At 56.8% G+C, this 19,991-nt stretch carries 20 protein-coding genes; 10 read left to right on the top strand and 10 right to left on the bottom strand.

The features are described 5' to 3' along the window. Nucleotides 1-87 precede the first annotated feature (87 nt). Nucleotides 88-987, bottom strand: coding sequence for a LysR family transcriptional regulator (locus tag DW350_RS04735; protein ID WP_115717771.1), 900 nt, complete (start codon nucleotides 985-987; stop codon nucleotides 88-90). Between the two features lie 95 nt (nucleotides 988-1,082). Here DW350_RS04735 and DW350_RS04730 point away from each other — a divergent pair, with 95 nt between their 5' ends. After that, entirely contained in the window at nucleotides 1,083-1,985 is a 903-nt protein-coding gene (locus DW350_RS04730) for a DMT family transporter (RefSeq protein WP_226911392.1), read from the top strand. Nucleotides 1,986-2,034: 49 nt separating this feature from the next. Beyond that, complete coding sequence (locus DW350_RS04725) at nucleotides 2,035-2,742, top strand: alpha/beta fold hydrolase (RefSeq protein WP_115717770.1); 708 nt, start codon at nucleotides 2,035-2,037, stop codon at nucleotides 2,740-2,742. 91 nt (nucleotides 2,743-2,833) lie between these two features. Here DW350_RS04725 and DW350_RS04720 read toward each other — a convergent pair whose 3' ends face one another. After that, nucleotides 2,834-3,571, bottom strand: a complete 738-nt coding sequence (locus tag DW350_RS04720; protein WP_115717769.1) for an SDR family oxidoreductase — start codon at nucleotides 3,569-3,571, stop codon at nucleotides 2,834-2,836. Between the two features lie 94 nt (nucleotides 3,572-3,665). Here DW350_RS04720 and DW350_RS04715 point away from each other — a divergent pair, with 94 nt between their 5' ends. After that, on the top strand, nucleotides 3,666-4,574 hold the full coding sequence (locus DW350_RS04715; RefSeq protein WP_192954808.1) for an AraC family transcriptional regulator: 909 nt from the start codon (nucleotides 3,666-3,668) through the stop codon (nucleotides 4,572-4,574). A 163-nt stretch (nucleotides 4,575-4,737) separates the two neighbouring features. Here DW350_RS04715 and DW350_RS04710 read toward each other — a convergent pair whose 3' ends face one another. Continuing rightward, nucleotides 4,738-5,619, bottom strand: a complete 882-nt coding sequence (locus DW350_RS04710) for a LysR family transcriptional regulator (protein ID WP_226911391.1) — start codon at nucleotides 5,617-5,619, stop codon at nucleotides 4,738-4,740. 197 nt (nucleotides 5,620-5,816) lie between these two features. Between DW350_RS04710 and DW350_RS04705 the strand changes: the two genes are divergently transcribed. The 3 genes from DW350_RS04705 to DW350_RS04695 all read left to right on the top strand — a co-directional run bounded on the left by DW350_RS04705 (nucleotide 5,817) and on the right by DW350_RS04695 (nucleotide 8,978). Further along, nucleotides 5,817-6,245: an OsmC family protein gene (locus DW350_RS04705; RefSeq protein ID WP_115717766.1), complete on the top strand. Its 429-nt coding sequence runs from the start codon at nucleotides 5,817-5,819 to the stop codon at nucleotides 6,243-6,245. An 80-nt stretch (nucleotides 6,246-6,325) separates the two neighbouring features. Further along, entirely contained in the window at nucleotides 6,326-7,564 is a 1,239-nt protein-coding gene (locus DW350_RS04700; RefSeq protein ID WP_115717765.1) for a bifunctional alpha/beta hydrolase/OsmC family protein, read from the top strand. Next, entirely contained in the window at nucleotides 7,557-8,978 is a 1,422-nt protein-coding gene (locus DW350_RS04695; RefSeq protein WP_192954807.1) for an MFS transporter, read from the top strand. Before DW350_RS04700 ends, DW350_RS04695 begins: the two co-directional genes overlap by 8 nt. A 124-nt stretch (nucleotides 8,979-9,102) precedes the next feature. Here DW350_RS04695 and DW350_RS04690 read toward each other — a convergent pair whose 3' ends face one another. Continuing rightward, nucleotides 9,103-9,684, bottom strand: a complete 582-nt coding sequence (locus DW350_RS04690; protein ID WP_115717763.1) for a TetR/AcrR family transcriptional regulator — start codon at nucleotides 9,682-9,684, stop codon at nucleotides 9,103-9,105. A 91-nt stretch (nucleotides 9,685-9,775) separates the two neighbouring features. Between DW350_RS04690 and DW350_RS04685 the strand changes: the two genes are divergently transcribed. Next, nucleotides 9,776-10,747 (top strand): SDR family NAD(P)-dependent oxidoreductase, encoded by a 972-nt coding sequence (locus tag DW350_RS04685; RefSeq protein ID WP_115717762.1) that lies wholly within the window; start codon nucleotides 9,776-9,778, stop codon nucleotides 10,745-10,747. Between the two features lie 712 nt (nucleotides 10,748-11,459). On the opposite strand, the gene DW350_RS04680 is transcribed toward DW350_RS04685, so the two are convergent. Then, a complete protein-coding gene (locus DW350_RS04680; protein WP_115717761.1) occupies nucleotides 11,460-11,822 on the bottom strand; it encodes a winged helix-turn-helix transcriptional regulator in 363 nt (120 codons plus the stop codon). Nucleotides 11,823-11,920: 98 nt separating this feature from the next. Between DW350_RS04680 and DW350_RS04675 the strand changes: the two genes are divergently transcribed. After that, complete coding sequence (locus DW350_RS04675) at nucleotides 11,921-12,760, top strand: enoyl-CoA hydratase/isomerase family protein (protein WP_419178348.1); 840 nt, start codon at nucleotides 11,921-11,923, stop codon at nucleotides 12,758-12,760. A gap of 359 nt (nucleotides 12,761-13,119) precedes the next feature. On the opposite strand, the gene DW350_RS04670 is transcribed toward DW350_RS04675, so the two are convergent. Further along, nucleotides 13,120-14,007 (bottom strand): SDR family oxidoreductase, encoded by an 888-nt coding sequence (locus DW350_RS04670; protein WP_115717760.1) that lies wholly within the window; start codon nucleotides 14,005-14,007, stop codon nucleotides 13,120-13,122. 134 nt (nucleotides 14,008-14,141) lie between these two features. Between DW350_RS04670 and DW350_RS04665 the strand changes: the two genes are divergently transcribed. Then, nucleotides 14,142-14,714, top strand: coding sequence for a TetR/AcrR family transcriptional regulator (locus DW350_RS04665; RefSeq protein ID WP_115717759.1), 573 nt, complete (start codon nucleotides 14,142-14,144; stop codon nucleotides 14,712-14,714). A 277-nt stretch (nucleotides 14,715-14,991) separates the two neighbouring features. Here DW350_RS04665 and DW350_RS04660 read toward each other — a convergent pair whose 3' ends face one another. The 4 genes from DW350_RS04660 to DW350_RS04645 all read right to left on the bottom strand — a co-directional run bounded on the left by DW350_RS04660 (nucleotide 14,992) and on the right by DW350_RS04645 (nucleotide 18,938). Next, entirely contained in the window at nucleotides 14,992-15,609 is a 618-nt protein-coding gene (locus DW350_RS04660) for a TetR/AcrR family transcriptional regulator (protein WP_192954806.1), read from the bottom strand. Between the two features lie 34 nt (nucleotides 15,610-15,643). Then, nucleotides 15,644-16,600: an aldo/keto reductase gene (locus DW350_RS04655; protein WP_115717757.1), complete on the bottom strand. Its 957-nt coding sequence runs from the start codon at nucleotides 16,598-16,600 to the stop codon at nucleotides 15,644-15,646. Nucleotides 16,601-17,456: 856 nt separating this feature from the next. Further along, nucleotides 17,457-18,404 (bottom strand): quinone oxidoreductase family protein, encoded by a 948-nt coding sequence (locus DW350_RS04650; RefSeq protein ID WP_115717756.1) that lies wholly within the window; start codon nucleotides 18,402-18,404, stop codon nucleotides 17,457-17,459. Nucleotides 18,405-18,497: 93 nt separating this feature from the next. After that, entirely contained in the window at nucleotides 18,498-18,938 is a 441-nt protein-coding gene (locus tag DW350_RS04645; protein ID WP_192954805.1) for an SRPBCC family protein, read from the bottom strand. Nucleotides 18,939-19,066: 128 nt separating this feature from the next. Between DW350_RS04645 and DW350_RS04640 the strand changes: the two genes are divergently transcribed. Further along, nucleotides 19,067-19,987: an AraC family transcriptional regulator gene (locus DW350_RS04640; RefSeq protein WP_115717755.1), complete on the top strand. Its 921-nt coding sequence runs from the start codon at nucleotides 19,067-19,069 to the stop codon at nucleotides 19,985-19,987. Nucleotides 19,988-19,991: the final 4 nt, after the last annotated feature.

Here is a 19,991-nt window from a genome sequence, read left to right as displayed (position 1 = left end):
CGACAACATTGCCGGGAGCAATTTTGAACACCAGAGCACTGCGACGATGGCCCGAGTATTACCGGCGAATAAAAGAACCCACCGCTATTAACTCACCTCTTTCAAACGCGTACGCCATAGCGGCATCGACTTGGCGACCTCGATAGCCATGGCAACTACCGCATTGGCCAATTCGTTTTCTTGATGGGCAATGTAGATTTGGGTGTGTGGCAGCGGCGGCAGACCCGCTTCGTCCGGCGCTGTAACAAGGTGACCTCTCGCCAGAGATAGGGGCAATGCGGCTAGGGCAAGGTCAGCCTCAACTGCTGCGGCCTGGCCCAATGTCGAGTCGCTAGAATAAGCTATCCGATAAGGGCGTTTGGCTTCGCTCAACGCCTTTAATGCCATCTCTCGCCATGCACAACCGGTTCTCGCAACGGCAAGCGGCAGTGTTTCATTATTAAATATTCGCCCGCCCCGAGCCATTAACCAGGCTAGGGGTTCAGAGCTTATCTGTTCGGCGGCAATTGCAGGGGGACCAACATCGTTGAACAGCACCACGTTGCTCTGCCCGGCAATATAACCATTGATGATGTCGGTAGAGGCGTCGAGCCGCACATCTACCTGTAGCCGTGGATAGCGCTCTGCCATGCGGCGAAGAAGGTCTGGCACCAATGAAACTCCGAGGTCGTGGGATGCAGCAAGAACCAGCTGCCCCTCAAGCTCAGACGGATGAAACAAGGCTAAGGTCTCGTCGTTTAGCGATAACAACATCCGCGCCCGATACAACAGCAAGTCGCCATGCTCGGTTAACGCCACCCGCCGTGCATTGCGTTCCAAAAGCCTTTGCCCTAGCAACTCTTCAAGCTTGCCTATCTGCAGGCTGACTGCCGAAGGTGAAAGGTTGACCCTAGCCGCTGCACGCTGGAACGAGCCACTTTCATGGATCGCCACGAAACTGCGCAGCGCCTCAAGATTTAAAGTGCGGTTCGATGGAGTCAGCTTCATAATTTAACTTTACTCATTTATAAAGCCAGACAATATCGTTTTTGTTATCTGAAGTCACCACCTATAGTGCTCCCCTGACGCCAGAGGAGACAGATGTGACACATGCAAATTCGACTATTATTCGCGGCCTTTTATGGGCCGGTGTGGCAATTCTTATTTGGTCAGGCGCTCTGGTGATGCTGCGCCTTGGCGTTACCACCGGGTTAACAGCCTACGACCTAACGGCCCTTAGATTTTCAGTCGCGGGCATTTTGCTACTTCCCATTCTGCTGCGAAAAGACCAGGCAACACCGGCCCTGGGGCTGACTGGCATATTGGTACTGGTGGTGCTTTTCGGCGCACCTTTTGTATTGCTGTTATCGGTGGCGATGCAAACCGCACCGGCGTCGGCAGCAGGCGCCCTAAATCCTGGGGTGATGACGATTTCATCAGTGCTGATGGCGCGCTGGATAGAAAGGGAACGGCTTACCAAAGGCCGCTTGATGGGCATCGCCCTGGTCGCTGGCGGTGTTGCTGCAGCTGTACTTGCCGACGGCATTACGGCTGGCCACGTTATCCTGATGCTCACCGGTGTGATGTGGACAGGCTATGGCATCTTTTTGCGAACAAGGCGAGTGCCCGCCCTTTATGCGACAGCTGTCGTTGCCGTGGGCTCCGCCGTTATTTACCTGCCTATCTATTTACTGGCGCTGCCCAAAGGAATAACCACAGCACCTATAGCAGACGTGGTTACGCAAGCCCTTGTTCAAGGCGTGCTGGTAACAACGATCGCCGTTTACGCTTTCGGCCGCTCGGTCGAATTACTCGGGCGCGTGGCTGGCACCAGCTTGCCGGCCCTAATCCCGGTAGTAACCCTTGGCCTTAGCGTTCTTATCCTCGGCGACAAGCCACATTTACCCGAGATCCTGGGCGCCTGCCTAGTGACCTTGGGTATCGCTACCGTTATCGCCGGCCCCAAGCTGGCCAGCATTCTGGAGGCTAGGCGTTCTTGCCACTAAAGCCCCGCACCTCACCAATTACCTTCATTACCGACAAGGAAAAAGAGACATGGCGACATTCGTTCTGGTTCACGGCGCTTATCAAGGCAGCTGGGTTTACGGCCGGGTAGCTCGCCTGCTGCGTGCAGCGGGCCACGAGGTGTATACACCCACCTTAACCGGGCTTGGGGAACGCTCCCACCTGGTCGACCGTACGATTAATTTAGATACGCACATTCAGGATATCGTGAATGTTTTCAAATACGAGAACATCACCGATGCAGTTCTTTGCGGCCACTCCTACGGCGGCATGGTCATTACCGGTGTTGCCAATGAAATCGGCGAGCGTATCCGCAGCCTCTTTTTCCTGGATGCCTACGCGCCAGAAGACGGGCAGTCCCTGCTCGACCTCACTGGCCCCGACACCACATTGGCCTTTCTTGAGCAAGCGAGTGCCCACGCGGGGTTGCTGCCACCTATTCCGGCAGCCCTGTTTAACGTCAACGAAGCAGATGCTGCCCGTGTTGATGCCACATCAGGCCCGCAGCCCCTCGCAACCTTTGTGCAAGGGGTAAAACGCGGAGTCACTTCTGCCCCGGTAGCCAACCGAACTTACCTGTATGCCACTGAAAACGGTGGGGACTGGTTCGCCTCAACCTATGCGCGGGTGAAAAACGATTCCAGCTGGCAGGTACACACCTTGCCTTGTGGCCATGCCGTTATGCTTGATTGCCCACAGGAACTTGCCGAAATGCTGTTAGCGGAAGCGAATGACTAAGCCTTAAACCCCCGGACTGCGGGGCGCTAGCGTGCGCACGATAGCGCCCCGGTATTAAGCAAAATTGGCCTAGGCGATTTGGTGAACCCTATTACCCCTGCGCGGTGGGGCGAACGACAATAGAACCAACATCAACCTCACGCGGCTGAGCAATAGCAAAGCTGATGGCACGCGCTACGGCTTCGGGCGGTAAGGCCATGGTTTTCATTGCCTCGGGGACCGCCGCTAGAACCTCAGCATCGGTAACGCCGTTAGCAAACTCGGTGCTAACATAGCCAGGTGAAACCTCGGTTACGCGCAAGTCTGGCCCCGCTTCTTGCCGCAGCCCTTCCATGAGGGTGCGCACAGCATTTTTGGTGGCAGCATACACCGCCATGGTTGGCAGCACCTTTAGCCCGGCAGTGGAAACCGTCGCGATGAAATGCCCGTCGCCCTGGGCACGAAATACCGGCAACGCCGCGCCAATACAATGCAGCACCCCTTTAAAATTAACGTCTACCATGGCCGCCCAGTCGTCTTCTTGCAGCTTCTCTAGCCGCGATATCGGCCCTACCCCGGCATTGGCGATCATCACGTCGAGCCGCCCAAAGTGGGCCTGCGCCGCTGCAACCAGCGCTCCTACCTCGGCGCGCTGGCGTACATCGGTGGTCACGGCAATCGCCTGGCCGCCAGCGGCGGTTATCTCGGCCACCAGCGCTTGCAGGCGCTCTGCGCGACGCGCTGCTAACACCATCAGCGCCCCCTGGGCAGCTAAATCAAGCGCAACCGCCCGGCCTATGCCGCTGCTGGCCCCAGTCAACGCCACTACTTTGCCTACGATCCCGGTCATCGGTTGTCTCCTGCTAGTTAAAAAACAACGATATGACCAAGAGGAAAGTGCATCTATAGTGTTATATCCATTTTTTTATCGCAGACGTCCAAAAATGTCCGATGCACTCAGCTCTATCTTCCGTCTGCTTGAACTCCAAAGCGCGCAGAACCACCGTTTTGAGGCCGCCGGTGACTGGGCCTTTCGCTTTCCTGCGGGCGATACCCTGAAGTTTGTCGCCGTACTTCGCGGCAGTTGCTTGATGCTGCGCGAAGCGCAAGTGCCGCAGCCTTTGGCGGCAGGCGATGTCTTTCTTTTAGCCGAAAGCCCTGCTTATGTTTTGGCAAGCGAGCCGGCGCTCACGCCCGAAGACGGCCGCCAGCTCTTTGCCGATGGTTCCGGCACCGGGCGCTATCAGGGCGACGAGGTGGTGATGATCGCCGGCAGTTTCTCGGCCAGCGCGCAGCACCGCAAACTGCTACTAAGTGCCTTACCTCGCTTTATGTTGATCCCCGCCAACACAGCCGAGGCCCCGGCCTTGCTCCGCACGCTGGAAATGATTGAAGCGGAATTTGACGCCGCTGAATTCGGTGCAGAGCTCATGCGCCGCCACCTAACCGACATGCTGCTGATCCAGTTGCTGCGCGCCTTCGCTGCCCGTTCAGACCCAAACCGTAGCAACTGGATAGGCGCGCTGGCAGATCCAAAGCTGGGGGCAGCCCTTAATGCCCTTCACGCGGCGCCAGAGCAAAGCTGGACCGTAGCAGCGCTTGCCAAACAGGCAGGCATGTCACGCTCGAGTTTTGCGGCAGCTTTTCAAACGCAACTGGGGATGGCACCGATGGCCTATCTGCAAAACTGGCGCATGCAGCTTGCCGAAGAGCTGTTGCGCCAAGGAGAAAGTGTTGGCCGCGTTGCAGCCCAACTTGGCTATGCCTCGCAGAGCGCCTTTGGCGCTAGCTTTCGCCGGCTACGAGGCCAAACACCACGCGCAGCTGCCCGCAATAAAGGCATTAATGAATGAGCCGGTGAATAACCGCGACAATGGCAAAAATGGCGAGGGCCAGGATGAAGACTAAGCAGGATACCCACTTTGAGTCTTGGAGTGATAAGGACCAAGAGGCTAGGAACGTAGAATATTCCACAAGGGTTAAATGGATTCGCCAACTGGGCGATGAACATAGTGGTTACGTGATCTCGGCTATCAACTTTCTTATTGTTTGAAGCGCAGTTGAAGGGTCATCACGGCGCCAAACCATAGCAAGAGTAAGGCTGGGTACAGGCTCCTCCAAGTTGACCAATTTAAGGCCAGGACGAGCGGCAACCTCTGTCTCGTCAGTCACGAAAGCGACACCCAAACCGGCCTCGACAAGTGCGAGGCAAGTTTGGCTCTCATTACACTCTTTGATCTTCGGTCGGAACCCGGCAGTTTCGCAAGCCCGGTTAATTTCTTCATGAACCCCATTCTGGGCGCGGCCGGAAACTAGGAAAGTGTCGGTAGCAAATGCGCATAGCGGTACCTTTTGACCGCTTTCTGGCTTGAAATGAGGGTGGCAGGTTGGGATCGCAAGCCGCATCTGTTGCTCACCAAGGATCTCTACCTCAAGCTCTGGCTCGGATACCGGCGCTATCACTAAGGCAACGTCTATCAACGCCGACAACAATCCTTTGACCTGAGCTTCGGTCGAGATCTCCTCAACAGTGATCTCAAGATTGGGATGCTGCACCCGAAACTTGCGCATAAGCGGCGGAAATAGGGTCTGCATAGCCAGAGGGGTGACGCCGATGCCGAAACGTCCGCTAGCTGCCCCCGTCTCATGCCGCACTGCGCGCTGGATACGGTCGAGATTACGAATCAATTCTGCCGTTTCGCGCTGTAGCAAGACACCTGCCGGGGTAAGCGCTACCCGCCGCGTAGAGCGGGTAAAAAGCGGTGTGCCAATCTTGTGCTCCAATTGGGCAATTGTTTTGGTGGTGACCGAGTGTGAGACATTGAGAATCTCTGCGGCGCGCTTAAAACTGAGTGTCTCGGCAACTCGCAGGAAGCACCGCATTTCTCTGACTTCCATACAGTACATATTATTTCCTTTTGGGAACTTATATTAATTCCATTTTGGATTTTAATTTTCGTATTCTGGCATCTTATACTTCTGCATGAAGAAACCACAAGCACCTGCTGTGATCCTCTTCCAACCCATCGGCGCTCCCGCTATCGCGGCGAACGCTAACCTGAAAAGCAAACCTAAAGTGAAGAAAGGAAAAAACCATGGCTCTGGAAATTTCTCTCAAAGCAGACTGGAATGGCGGCGTTGACGGTAAAGGCCGGATCGTGGCTGAAGATGCCGCCTTTGACATCGCCATTCCGAAACCCTATGGCGGTGCCGGTACCGACACCCATCCCAAAGAACTGCTTGTTGCTGCAGCTCAGGCATGTTTTCTCGCCACACTACGTGGCATTACTGCCATGAACAAACTGCCCGTTGAGCATCTGTCAGTTGAGACCAAGGCCGAGGCCGGTGACACATTTAAAATTAGTCACCAGGCAGAGATCACCCTACCAGCCGGGTCTGGTGAGGCAGAAGTGACCAAGGCCGAAGCCCTGCTTGAAAAAGCTGATGCAATATGTGAAGTCGGCAATTTGGTGAGAAAAGCCGGTGTGCAGATCACAATGATACCGACTGTAAAAATTGCCTGATCAACAGTTCAGAACTATCTGACCATCAGCAGGCGCCTCGTCTCGGACGCCTGTTTCACTCAGGAACATGGGTAAGCATCATGAGCGACGCAAGTTTCAATTTTACCGGCTCGAACGGAAACATGTTGTCGGGCCGACTAGAACGGCCACGCTCAACCCTCAGGGGCTGGGCCATTTTTGCACACTGCTTCTCCTGCGGAAAAGATAGCCTGGCAGCAGCACGGATCTCGCGTGCGTTGGCACGCAATGGTATTGGCGTCCTACGCTTCGATTTTGCAGGCTTGGGTAAAAGTGAGGGCTCTTTTGGGCAGAGCGGTTTCGCCTGCAACGTCGAAGACCTGATGGCCGCTGCCGGGGCAATGACAAAAGCAGGCATGGAGCCAACACTGCTAGTCGGTCATAGCCTGGGTGGCTCGGCGGTTCTCGCAGCAGCTTCTCAGTTGCCCTCTGTACATGCAGTGGCGGCGCTTGGCGCACCGGCCGATGTCAGCCATATCCTGCACCAGTTCGACCCACAAAGCCTAAAAGAAATCCACCAGACAGGCCAAGCTACTGTGTCCCTTTCGGGGCGAGACTTCGAGTTTCACAAGTCCTTTGTCGAAGACGTACAGCGCCAAGATTTGATGACCCGCGTCGCATCGATGAACAAAGCCTTGCTGATCCTACATGCGCCCGGCGACAAGATTGTTGGAATAAACAACGCTGCACAGATCTTCATGGCCGCTAAACACCCCAAAAGCTTCGTGTCACTTGATGACGCTGATCATTTGCTGACTGCACGTCGAGATGCGGATTACTCGGCGGATGTAATTGCTTCATGGGCAGTTCGTTATCTGCCCGAAATATCTGTGGAGCCGGCCGAGACAGTAGCTGCGCGGGGGAGTACTTTGCATGCGGTTGAGACCGGTCAAGGCGGCTATCAAGTTAGCATATCTGCACGCGACCATCGGCTCATTGCCGACGAACCCGCACGGCTCGGAGGGCTTGACAGTGGCTTATCACCGGTAGAGATGATTTCCGCCGCACTTGCGGCCTGCACGGTGATGACACTTCGTCTCTATGCTGACCGCAAGTGCATTCCATTAGAAAAAGTTGAAACCGAGCTGCAGCATGACAAACAAATGGGTGAGGAGCGGCCGTTTCTTTTCACCAGGACGATCACGCTAAAAGGGGCCTTGAGCGACGAACAGCGACAGACCTTGCTCGATATTTCAGATCGCTGTCCCGTTGGCAGAATTTTGGAACGTGGTGCCAGGATCGAGAGCAGTCTTGCTCTGACACAAAGTGATGTTCAAAACCGAGAAAAGCAAGATGCATGATCAAGTCATGCCTCCCTGGGACAGGATCGGACCAAGATGGAAAGGTCTTTCGGTACTTATCGTCGGCCAAGCCATGGGAAGTTGGGGAGCCGCAGCAATGAGCGTTGCCGCACCCAAGGTGGGGGCCACTTTGGGGTTGCCCGCCGCCCAGTTACAGCTGATCGCCTCGGCATTTAGCTTTGCTCTTACCACATTTATGGTTGCCGGCGCTCGACTGGGTGCCTCAGCGCAGCGTCAGTGGTTCAGTATCGGCGCAATCATCCTATCGTTATCGGGACTGATCTCAGCCTTTGCCGTAACATGGTGGATGCTCCTGATTGGACAGCTATTTGCCGGGCTCGGTGCTGCAATCCTTGTACCGCAGGTTTTGTCGCTTATCCAGTTACGCTTCACTGGTCCGGCCCGCGCCATAGCCGTCAGCTTGTATACGATGAGCCTTGGTGCAGGTGTTGCCGGTGGGCTGTTAATCAGCGGCACACTCATTTCGACTATCAGCGGAGCTCTTGGTTGGCGGGTGGCTTTTTTCTTGTACACACCGATCGGGCTATGGCTGGCACTCAGTGCGCAACGCCATCTAATTAAATCTGAAGAGCACCGAGGGCAGCGGCTGGATTTGGGAGGCTTACTGATCTTCATTCTTTCACTGAGCCTCGTTACCGTAACACTGAATGTCGGATCACATCACGGCTGGCCCATCTGGAGCATTCTGACAGGGCTAGGTGGACTGGCTGGTCTTGCTGTCTTTGCGGTGTATGAAATCGGTGTGGTGCGCCTCGGACGTCAGCCCCTTCTAGATATCGGCATGCTGGCCTCTTCAGTGGTTCCACCTACGCTTTACGTCGTGCTAGTAACCATGGGTGGCTACGGTACACTGATCTATGTCTTGTCAAGTTATCTACAAAGTGGCGCCGGCTTTACTGTCTTTAACGCGTCGTTGATCTTTTCTGCTTATGCCTTGGCTTTCGCAGCAGTCAACTTGCTGTGGACACGATTACCCCAACGCTGGTATCGAGGCATATCGCCGGCAGCACTGGCAGTATTGAGTATTGCCCAGTTCTCGCTGCTAAAGGTGATAAAACCTGAACCAGCGTTGTCAGGCCTTTTGGCACTACTGATGCTAAGTGGCCTCGGTCATGGAGCAGGGTTTGGCGCTCTAGTCGCGCGGTTGACGGCCATCGTTCCCCATGAAAAGGTGCCGTCAATATCGGCACTGGTCAATACTACTGCACAATTAGGGGTATTTCTGGGAATTGCCTTCTTAGGCGGTATCTATACCAACGCAGCTGATCCGAAAACTCCAGCGAGCTATGCCTCCGCAGTGCTACTGATATTGCCGGTACTGTCACTTCTTTCCGTAGTGGCAGTGTTGTGTTCCGGCTGGGTCTGCTCACACAAGACCACTGGACATGATTAAAGGCCAACTCAGCAGGACACCTACTTTGATTCTTGCTGTATATCAAGATCTTAATAGATGATGAGCGCGAGCACAGGACGGCCGGCACGGAACTCAGCCGCCGCGCGGCGCAAAGAATCAACAGTCACCTCAGCAACAAATCGACGGCTGTCGCAAATCGCGCAGTGTATTCGTCGCGTGTGTCTGCCTGATACTTGATGCCGATCGACGCGCTGATCAGGGTCTGTGTCAGGGCTGCGGCCTTTTCCCTGTGCTCAGGCTTCTCCGAGGAGGCGATCGCGTCGATGACCAAGGCGGAAAAGCGTTCGGGCGCCTGCGTGACAATATCGCCTAGTATCTCCGGATTTGTTTCGATCAGGGCGGCGAGATCGCGGGCCAGAGGGCCAACATATCGCCCCGCCCATTGATCGAAGGCCGACACGATGCGCCCCGCCAAAGGTAAGCCGGGCGTGCTGAGTTGGCGTTCGACTTCGGCCAGATCCTCACTAAGGACGTGCGACACGACCTCGCGGAAAAGCTGCTCCTTCGAGGAGAAAAGGAAATACAGGCCCGGGCGGGAAATCCGGGCAGTACGCGCGATCTCCTCCATAGATGTCTTGCGATAGCCGAAACGGGCAAAGGTGGCGAGAGCGGCATGCATGATAGCGATGCGGCGCGTATTACCTTCGGCGACAGGAAGTTGTGCGGCATCTCCGATGTTCGGCATCGGCGGCTCCTTTTTGAACTATCCTAACTTTACAATTCCTGTAATTATGTATAGCGTATATCTAGATTGTGTACAATCGTCAGGATCTATCATGCCCGCACCCTCCCTCATTTCTACGCCGTTTACGGCCGAAAGTACCGCTGCAGAGGTCATGTCCGGTATCAGTCTTCAGGGGATCCGCGCCATCGTCACAGGTGCATCCTCGGGTCTGGGGATCGAGACCGCCCGGTCATTAGCTATTGCCGGAGCTGAGGTCGTGCTCGCTGTACGCAACCTCGACGTCGGTCGGAAGGTGGCGAAGGGTATCCAACGGGACACCCAGACTGCCGCGCCGGACGTTGCCTACCTCGATCTAGCAGATAGGTCGTCCATCGCAGCTTTCGTCGAGTCCTGGGACGCGCCGCTGCACTTGCTGATCAACAATGCGGGCGTCGTCACCAGTGGTCTTGAACGGACCCCGGAAGGATGGGAACTCCAATTCGCGACGAACCACCTTGGCCATTTCGCCCTTGCCACGGGATTGCATCGCGCGCTGGCTCGGGGCGCGGCAGAGCGGAACGGTGCCCGGATCGTTGCACTGAGCTCGACCGCGCATATGCGAGCAGGCATTGATTTTGATGATCTGCATTTTGAACGTCGCCCTTACGACCCACAGATCGCCTATGCCCAATCCAAGACGGCCAATGCCCTGTTCGCGGTCGAGGCCACCAGGCTTTGGGCTTCGGACGGGATCGTCGCCAATGCGGTCAATCCCGGCGGCGTCGTCACCGGCTTGCAGCGCAACTTCACGGCGCAGCAACGGGCCTCACTGGATGCCGCCGCCGCCGCGGGCGTCTTTCGCTACAAGACCGTTGAACAGGGGGTCGCGACTACGATGGTAGCGGCCGCCTTGCCGGAATTTGCGCATACCGGAGGACATTATCTTGATGACTGCCGCGAAGCCTACACCGTAGGAAACGAGGCCTCGTTAGCCGACCATCCGCATGGGGTCAAGGAGTGGGCGTTAGACCCGCTAATCGCCCGCCACCTATGGGCGGTATCGAGCGAGCTGCTGCTCGACTGACGGCCGCCGCTTCGCGGGGCGAGGCCAAGCCGAAGCCAACTCAGCAAGACCCCCACTTTAAGCCTTTTTGTATGTCAAGCTCTTACCAGCTACGAGGCGAAGTAGCAGATCTTATTTCCTGCATTCACATCCTGCTGGTGAGGCCCGGAGCCCGTTAAGTGGAGCGCTGAAATGGATGGACAGCCGAGACAGGATGGCAGGGCTGCAGAAACCTAGACGCATGGCCGCTTCCCTAAACCATCGTCTAACTCGCCTGATTTAGATAAGACCCCAAAGTGGGTGTCCCGTTGAGTTTCCGAAGGGATCAATCAATCGAAAATTGCCGGTCTGCTTGGAATGACCCGACAAGCGGTTTCCAAGATATTCAAGGCAATTCCAGAGCAGTTCAGAGAACTCCCAGATTTGGATCTTCGGCCACAGAATTACTTGGTTTCTATCCTCCGACCAGAAGGCCAAAAAGAATAGACATTCTTCGCAAGGTTCCGAGTTACCATGTTCGCCCCCAGACCAAAGCGACTACGTCCCCTCTTCTCACCCCTCTTAGGTTTACGACCGCAAAGGGGCCGAGGCGGTCTGCCCGGTTTTGGCCGCCAGAAATTAGCGAAGCAGACATTCACGCTCAACAGCCACATAATCGCTTTCGGCCCACACCGGTCATTGGCGAGGATCACCATTGCCGCAGTGCGGCGGGACAAAGTTGACGCTCACGCCATCATCGTTGGAGATCATATGCCTGCTGGGTCTCCTCGATGTCTCTCATATTGGTCACTGTCCAATCGTAAAGCGACGAAAAGACCACCTTCAACGATTGCCCCATTGGGGTCAGGGCGTATTCAACCCCGATGGGCGAGGTCTCAAGCACCCTGCGCGTCACCATCCCGCTGCGCTCGAGCTTGCGCAAGGTTTCTGTCAGAACCCGCTGCGTTATCCCATCAAGCTGGCGCTTGATCATATTGAAGCGCTTCGGTTCATCCAGAACCTGCAAAACCAGCATCGACCATTTGCTGATCAGCTGGTCCAGGATGGGTCGGCTCGGGCAATCGGCGCGGTAGATCGTCAGCGGTTCGGGAGCCATGGCGGTATCCTTTTGCAAACCTAGTATGGGAAAAGTGCGTTATTGATACTAGGTATTATATTGATATTTACTTGTCCATCCTAGAAAAGGTGGAAATTATGGTATCGGAATACAAAACTTTGCGCATTCGCCGCGATGGCGGGATTTCTCATGTCACGCTCGACAGCCCCCCGGTCAATGTCCTGGGCGTACAGATGTTTGCGGACCTGCACGACTACCTGACGAAGGTGCGTGAGGACGAGACGCTGAAGGTGATCATCTTCGACAGTGCGGTTCCGGATTTCTTTATCGCGCATGTCGATATGTCGTTGATCGATCAGCCGCAGGCCTTTGATGCGCTGCTGGCGCTGGCACCCGAGGGGTTGAACATCTTTCAGGCCCTGGGCGAGATGCTGCGCCACCAGCCGCAGGTGACGATAGTCAAGCTGGAAGGCCAGGCGCGTGGCGGTGGTGCGGAGTTCGTGGCGGCGGCGGATATGTGCTTTGCGGCAATCGGCAAGGCGGGGCTTTCGCAATGCGAGGCGCTGATGGGCATCGTGCCCGGCGGTGGCGGCACGCAGTATCTGGCGCAGAAGATGACCCGTAACCGCGCGCTGGAAGTCGTGCTTGGTGCGGATGTGATTGATGCAGAGACCGCTGCCGCTTGGGGTTGGATCAATCGTGCCCTTCCGCCTGAGACGCTAACGGAACACGTCGAGCGGATTGCTAAGAACATCGCAAACCTAGCCGATGGCGTGATCTCGGCGGCAAAATCCGCTCTACCAGCCGCAGATCTTGCATCGGGAATGCTGACAGAGCACGCGGCTTGGGCCGGGCTTTTCAGCCGACCTGCCGCAGCGGAGCTTATTCGTGGTGGTCTGCGTCTCGGCGCACAGACGCCGGGCGGAGAGGCGCAGCTTGAAACTATCATGCGTTCTCTGAAGCCGACCGTCCGCTAAGGGCTCGGAGCAGACATGCGGCGCTTCGACGCGTCGCATGACTGGCTTGGCAGAGCTGCACGACGTTTGCGGCCCGGAGTTGACCTTCGCTGCACCCTCTGCGAACGGCAGAGATGCGCAAAAGCTGCCACGTCGAAGCTGGATCTCAAAGACGCCATGTGGAATTTTCGGCTAAATTCCTTTGCACGAAATACTCAGCATGACACCCACTTTGAGTCATAAACCCCTACCCTTTTACTGAGTACATTTCCTGTACCAAATACCGAAAGAACTCAAAGTGGGTGTCTCCTTGAGTCCCTAAGTGGGTTTCCCCTTGAGTCCTGAAGATCGGTCGGCACCGGTCTTCAGACGCCAGGCAACTACACCGCGTAGTCAGGCCGACCGATGTCTTCAATGATGCCAGGGTGCTCGGGCGCCCATCTCAACGTCTCGCGTGTCCATGTCGTGGACACCGGACCGCTGTTCGCAATGAAGGGTGCGATAGGACCGAAATGCGCCTGCGCTTCTTCTAGCGTCAGGGACTTGGCGGGAACACCGACCTGTCTGCCCACAGCCTCTGCAATATCCTTGAAGGGCACGCCCTCGTCGCCGACGGCGTGATAAGCCTCGCCTCGGGCGCCTCGTTCAATCGCCAACCTGTAAACTCGAGCGCAATCAAGGCGATGGACTGCTGGCCAAAGGTGCTGGCCATCATCGACATAGGCAGAAACGCCTTTCTCACGTGCAACAGCCGCGAGCATTGGGACGAACCCGTGCGTCTCACCTTGGCCGTGGACCGAGCGGGGGTTCCGAACGACGCTCGCATATACGCCCTTGTCGGCGAGCGCGAATGCGGTTTGTGCCGATGCTCGAGGAAAGTAAGTGGCAATCTCTGGACGCTCCTGCTCCGTGAAATACTTCCCGGTCATGTGGAGATAGCCGTCGGTAACCAGGATCGGACGTGTCGACCCGGCGAAGACCTCCCCGAAAGCATTGATCGCGTCACTGTCTTCCTTCGCCAACCGTTCGATCTCGGCGATTTCGAGACCGAAGGCAGTGTGAATCACGGCCTCCGCATCCGATGCGCCCTTGCGCAGAACATCGAGGTCGGTGATATCTCCAATGATCGGCGTGGCGCCCATTGCCCGAACGACTTCGGCCTTCTCCTTGCTACGAGCGAGACCCGTTACCGAATGCCCTGCATCGAGCAACTCGCGAACGATCGCAGATCCGATCCAGCCATTAGCTCCAGTCAGAAATATTTGCATAACAGCTCCTTGATTGCCTGTGCGGCGTTATGGTACACATTGCGGCAGTCACCAACACAGCCAAAATGTCAGTAACTGACAATATCAAAAATAACCAAAATGTCAGCAGCTGACAATTGTGAGGTTGAAGAAAAATGAGAAAAGCCACCGTCGGAGCGCGCGAGCGGTTGCAGCAAGCGGCCTTGGAACTGTTTGCCGAGCGCGGCTACGACGACACGAAGGCCGTAGACATCGCTACACGCGCCGGCGTGACGGAGCGCACATTCTTTCGGCACTTCCCTGACAAGCGCGAAGTGCTGTTCGACGGTCAGGAAGTGCTGAGTTCGATGCTGACCGACGCAATCGCGTCGGCTCCGCAAAATGCCGATGCTCTAACAGTGCTATTTCACGCTTTCAGCTCCGTTGTGGCGATGCTTGAAGCCAATCGTCCGTTTTCGAAGCCGCGTCAGAATGTCATTTCCCAAACGCCCGCGCTCCAAGAGCGTGAGCTGACCAAACATGAGCTGCTGGCACGAGTGTTAGCGCAAGCCTTAGTGGAGCGAGGGGTTGACGACTTAAGTGCGACACTCGCCGCGAAAGTTGGTATGGCGGCCTTTGTCCACGCGACATTGTTGTGGCTCGAAAACCCGGTACCAACTTTGGGCAAACAGCTCAAATTGGCGAGAGGCGCACTCAACGATCTCCTGGAGGATCGTTCGAAATCCTGAGCGCAACCGGAGTGCGGTTCTCAAAGAAGTTCTTCTAGTGGTACACCTTCTTTGGTCGAATACAGTGAAAACAATATTGGCAACGGACTGGTTGCCTGGCCTCAAGCATGAGAGGGCTTGACCACCGGACATTTGTACGATGGAGTTTCCTGTCTCGGCGAACTGGCACCTTGTCAGTAACTGACATATTGCCTATTGTCAGTTACTGATATATTGTCGAATAGGTATCCACTGCAATCATGGTGGGTGGCGTGCGCAAAACCATTCAGAGAATACACTATTGCTGAAATTCGGGAATGGCCGTCAAGGCGACCATGATCAGTGTGAGGACGCGTTCCAATCCTACCATCTGCGCCTGTGCTGACCCTCCCTTTGCGACCATTTCGGGGTGATGAAATTTTGTCGTGGCATCCAGAATGGCGATGGCTGTCGATTGGGGAGGGTGAGCTCCCGGTAGTGTGCCATCCAGCAGCCCAGCTTCGAGAATGCCAACGACCTGCGCAGTCAGGAGCCGCGCGTGCTCATTCTGAATGGATGGAGCGTTGCGCACCACCTTTACCGCCGCGGCGAGCATTTCTGCATCTTCCACAACCTTGCGCTGCTTGATGACGGCAAGGGCTTTAAGCCAGTCGGTCAGACGTTGGTCAGCGGGAGCGTCTCTCTTGGCAATGATGTCGGTCTTCTGGACGACCCGGTCAAGCCAACGATGGATAACCGCCTCGCGAAGCGCCGCCTTGCTGGAAAAATGTCGATAAACGTTGCCATGACTCATGTTCAGAGCACGCGCGACGTCCACCACATTGAGCTTTTCGAGCCCATAGCGCTTCAAGAGGCTTTCTGCAATGTCGAGGATACGGGCGCGTGTGTCGCCCGCATCCGAAGAAGTTGATTTCATCTTGTCAATATCCACCTCAAGTCGAGCAAAGCGATCAGTGCGCCATGAACCGCTCACCCGCGACCGCATCATGCGGCACCGCCGTTTCGATCGCCGTGAGCGAAGCGTCGGAGAGCTTCAGAGGTGACGCTAGTGCCTCCGCCAGCCGTTCCGGCGTCCGCGATCCAACGACCGGAATGATATCTTCGCCCTGGCTCAGAACCCATCCGATCGCGGCCTGCGCTGCGGTAATTCCTTCTTCTTGCGCGACCCGCGCCAGCGCGGCCGCCAGCCTTTCGTTCCTGGTTCGATTGTCCCCCTGGAAACGGGGATAGTAGGCGCTTCTCAAGTCGCCTTCGCCGGAGCCCTTGCTGCCGGTCAGCAGCCCCCTGCTCAGAACGCCATAAGCCGTGATACCGATGCCGAGTTCTCGGCACAGCGGCAGGATTTCCTCCTCCATATCACGCGAGATCAAACCATATTCGAACTGGAGCGCCGTGATCGGATGCGTTGCATGGGCGCGCCGGATCGTCGCGGCATCCACATTGGTGAGCCCGATGTGTTGGATATAGCCCTGTGTCACCAGCTCGGCCATTGCGCCGATTGTATCCTCGATAGGGACTGCCGGATCGACGCCAGTCATGTATAAATCGACATAATCTGTCTCAAGGCGCCGAAGGGAGTAAGCGAGAGCCGTCTTCACGGCGACCGGTCGCGCATCTATGCCGAGAAATGCGCCGTCTGGTCCGCGCTGGGCGCCAAACTTGACCTGAATGAACGCTTGTTCGCGCTTGCCTCTCAAGGCTTCGGCAAGCAGCATTTCATTATGGCCGACGCCGTAGAAGTCGCCCGTATCAAAAAGGGTGACGCCTGCATCAAGGGCGGCCGCAATCGTCGCCAGCGAAGTTGCCCTGTCAGCGTGCCCATAAAATTCCGACATGCCCATGCAGCCAAGACCGATCGCGGAAACGAACGGCCCGTTTGTACCGAGCCTACGGGTAGAAAACTTCATATTGTGTCTCCGATCAAATGCGAGAAGGCAAGTGTATCAATAACAAATATCAAATGACAAATTTCAGATTATGTCACACCTTCGGTCGACATGCTTAATACCGGAGCTGCCGCCGCCCCATCAGATCAAAGGACATCAGGCCATTCTAAACAGCAGGTTCTGGAGAGGACATTTGATAGCTTGAATGCGGGCGCACAGCGGTCACTCGTGCAAACCGCAACAAAGGTCTTCTGCCCGCCCTCAACTGTCCTTGGTACATCGTGCAATGAACGGCGGCTTTCCGGATCGGGTCGGAAATCGCGAACGACCGATGGGGTGCGCCGTCGAGCAGAGCCACCCACAACACCGTGGGCGCATGCTGGCCTATCTTTCTATGGCAATTTTTTCGGCCAGTTTATATCCTCCTTTATGGAGTTACTGCCGGCAGGCTATGGTCTTGTTGCCGCGTCTTACCTTGCTGCCCTGAGCGCCGTACAGATCTTTTTTGCTCATAGAGCAATCCGCAGTCACATGCATTTTAAAAACCAAAAGAATGGAAATGAAGGAACAAGCACTTCTTAGATTTTCCGTTATCACCCAAAAAACGATTATGTTATCGCCATAAAAAAGCCCGCAATTAAGCGGGCTTTTTTATTGGCAAATACTTAGCAGGACACCCACTTTGAGTCATAAACCCCTGCCCTTTTCCTGAGTACATTTCCTGTACCAAGTACCGAATACAGTCAAAGCCCACCCCAGAATACCTACCGGGTTATTTAGGGTTGGAGCGTGATGCCCTTCAACGATCAGCTACTACCTAAGCCACTGATCTAGATAAGAACTCAAAGTGGGTGTCCCGTTGAGTCCCTCTTGCACATCAGGCCTGATCCGGACGCAGGATGATGCGTCGTTGCGCCGCTTGTTCCCATATCTCGCCAATTTCGCTCAGCGCATGGATCTCGTGCGGTGCCTCAAACCCGGCTTCTTCTGCGGCTCCGAGAAGCTCAGCACAGGCCGCCAAATAGTCGCGCACGGCGACCGAGCCGATGCCGGATCCGATGAGCTCGATCTTGGAACTCTGGAAGGCATAGGCGGCAAGCGGCGCGGTCTGGCCCGCGCTCGCCCCGATGATGGCATAGCGCAAGCGGGGTTCGCCCATCGGTGCTCCCCGAGCCGTGGAGACAGCCGCGATGATCCGCTCGGCAACGGCGCCCCACGCATAGTCAAGGACGATGTCAACACCGGCACGGAAGGCCTCCTGCAGCGCCGCGTCCGCACCTTCGGCCTCAAGCGCGATGCCTTGGTCCGCCGACAACCCCGCAAGCGCAGAGGTCGAGCGGGTCACCGCAATGACTCGGCCCGCACCAAGATGGCGTGCGACCTGCAGCGCCAGCCGGCCAGCCGCGCCGTTGGCTGCGGTGACAAGAACAGTCTGCCCGGCCTTGATCGGCACGCGGCGCGTCAGCGCCGCCCAAGAGGACATGCCGGCGGTCGCGATGGCGGCGGCCTCGGCATCCCCGAGCCCGTCCGGCACCGGCACGGTCATTGCGGCGGGCACCAGCGTCTTTTCGGCCAGCGCACCGAAGGGCGGTTTAGGGAAGAGGAAATAGACGCGCTGACCATTTCCATTGGTGCCTACTCCGTCCAGGCCGACGAAAAGGACGCCACTCTCGGCAGGGACCGGCGCCGCAGCGCGCAGGCGAACGATGGGGCTGATCGGGGCGGCGGTCACGGTGATGACGGCTTCGCCTTCTCCTGCCGTGGGCTCAGCGGCGTCGCCATAGACCGGCGCGGTCCCCGTGGCGGTGATACGTGCTGCTTTCATGATTGTTCTCTCGTTCGTGCGGTGATCTTCTCGTGGCCATCCCGCTTGTTGCGGCGATGTCCGAAAGATCGCTGTGTCAAATGGGGGATAGGTTCAGGTCTTGGTGAACCAGATCTGCATATCCTCGATATCGCGCTGGTAAATGCCCTGAACCCAAGCGCAGACCTCGGCGGGGTCGCCTTTGCGGATGGTGAAATTGCCGCACCAATGAACCATGGCACGATTGCCATCGGTCACCGGCAGCACCTGCACCTTGCCGCTGTAATCCTTGATCGGCAGGTCGTCTGTCGGCAGCAGGGCGTAGCGGAAATAGCGGTCGTGGTCCGACAATGCGATCAGTCGCTCCCGGATACTGCTGCCGGTGTCGAAGACAAGGCGGCGGATGGCACCGACCTGGTCGGGGGCCAGGCCGTCCTCGATATCGCTCGAGGTGATGTTGCGAACCCAGAGGGCGGGGCCGGAGAAGTCCCGCAGGCTCGCCCAGACGGTTTCGGGTGTGGCGTCGATGATCGCGCTGGCGATAACTTCGGTCATGGGATGTCCATTGATGGTTAGAGGTACCGGTTGCTCCGGGCCGATGTGCGAAAATAGAGTGTGGACCCTGCAAGCCGAACGAACTATGTTCCTGAGTTCATATTTTTTACGAAATTGTCCGAGGAACCATGGATCCATTGTCCGATTTGCTCGCCTTGCTAAAGCCGCAGGCCCATATCACCGCCGGTTTTGACGCAGCCGGGGATTGGGCGCTTGCGCTCGACGACCTGTCGGGGCGCATCAAGTGTTACGCCGTGATCCGGGGCCATTGCTGGGTGCGCACGGAGAAAGAGGCGCTGCGCATCGAGGCCGGGGAGTGTTTCGTACTTCCAAGTGGACGGCGAGTTGTGTTGTCGGGTGGTCCCGATACGCCACCGCGCCCGGCTAGCGAGGTGTTGGACCAAAACCTCAGTGGCAATGTCATCACGGTTCAAGGAGGGGGTGAATGCTATCTCGTCGGTAGCCGGTTCGAGGTGAACGGGCGCCATGCGGAGGCGCTCCTCGGAACTCTGCCCACCCTCATCCGCGTGCGTACCTCCGACGGGCAGGCGCGGCTTCGCGCATCGCTTGAGCTGATGATGGAAGAGGTGCGCGACGCGCGTGCCGGCTCATCGCTGATGGTGCAGCAGTTATCGCATATGATGCTGGTTCAGGCTTTGCGGCTGCATGTCGAGCAAGTCGGCGCGCAAGATGTCGGCTGGCTCGCCGCGCTGGCTGACCCGCAGATCGGGCTCGCGATAGCTGCGATCCACGCGGCCCCCGGTTACCCTTGGACGATGGGGGATCTAGCCCGGCGTGTCGGGCTGTCACGCACAGCCTTCGCGCAGAGGTTCAAGGATAAGATGGGCACCACGCCGATAGCCTACCTGACCCGCTGGCGCATGATGCTGGCGGCGGAGCGGATGCTCGACACCCGCGACAGCATCCCCGAGATTGCCGCTTCTCTGGGTTACGCCTCGGAATATTCCTTCGCCACCGCCTTCCGGCGTGAAATGGGCGCCCCGCCCCGACGCTATGCGCGGGATGTGGCAAACGTGCCCGCGATCTGACCCG

Source organism: Gallaecimonas mangrovi (assembly GCF_003367375.1).
Lineage (GTDB): Bacteria > Pseudomonadota > Gammaproteobacteria > Enterobacterales > Gallaecimonadaceae > Gallaecimonas > Gallaecimonas mangrovi.
Note: the sequence above shows the minus strand (reverse complement) of the source record. Positions and strands in the feature narration are given on the sequence as shown.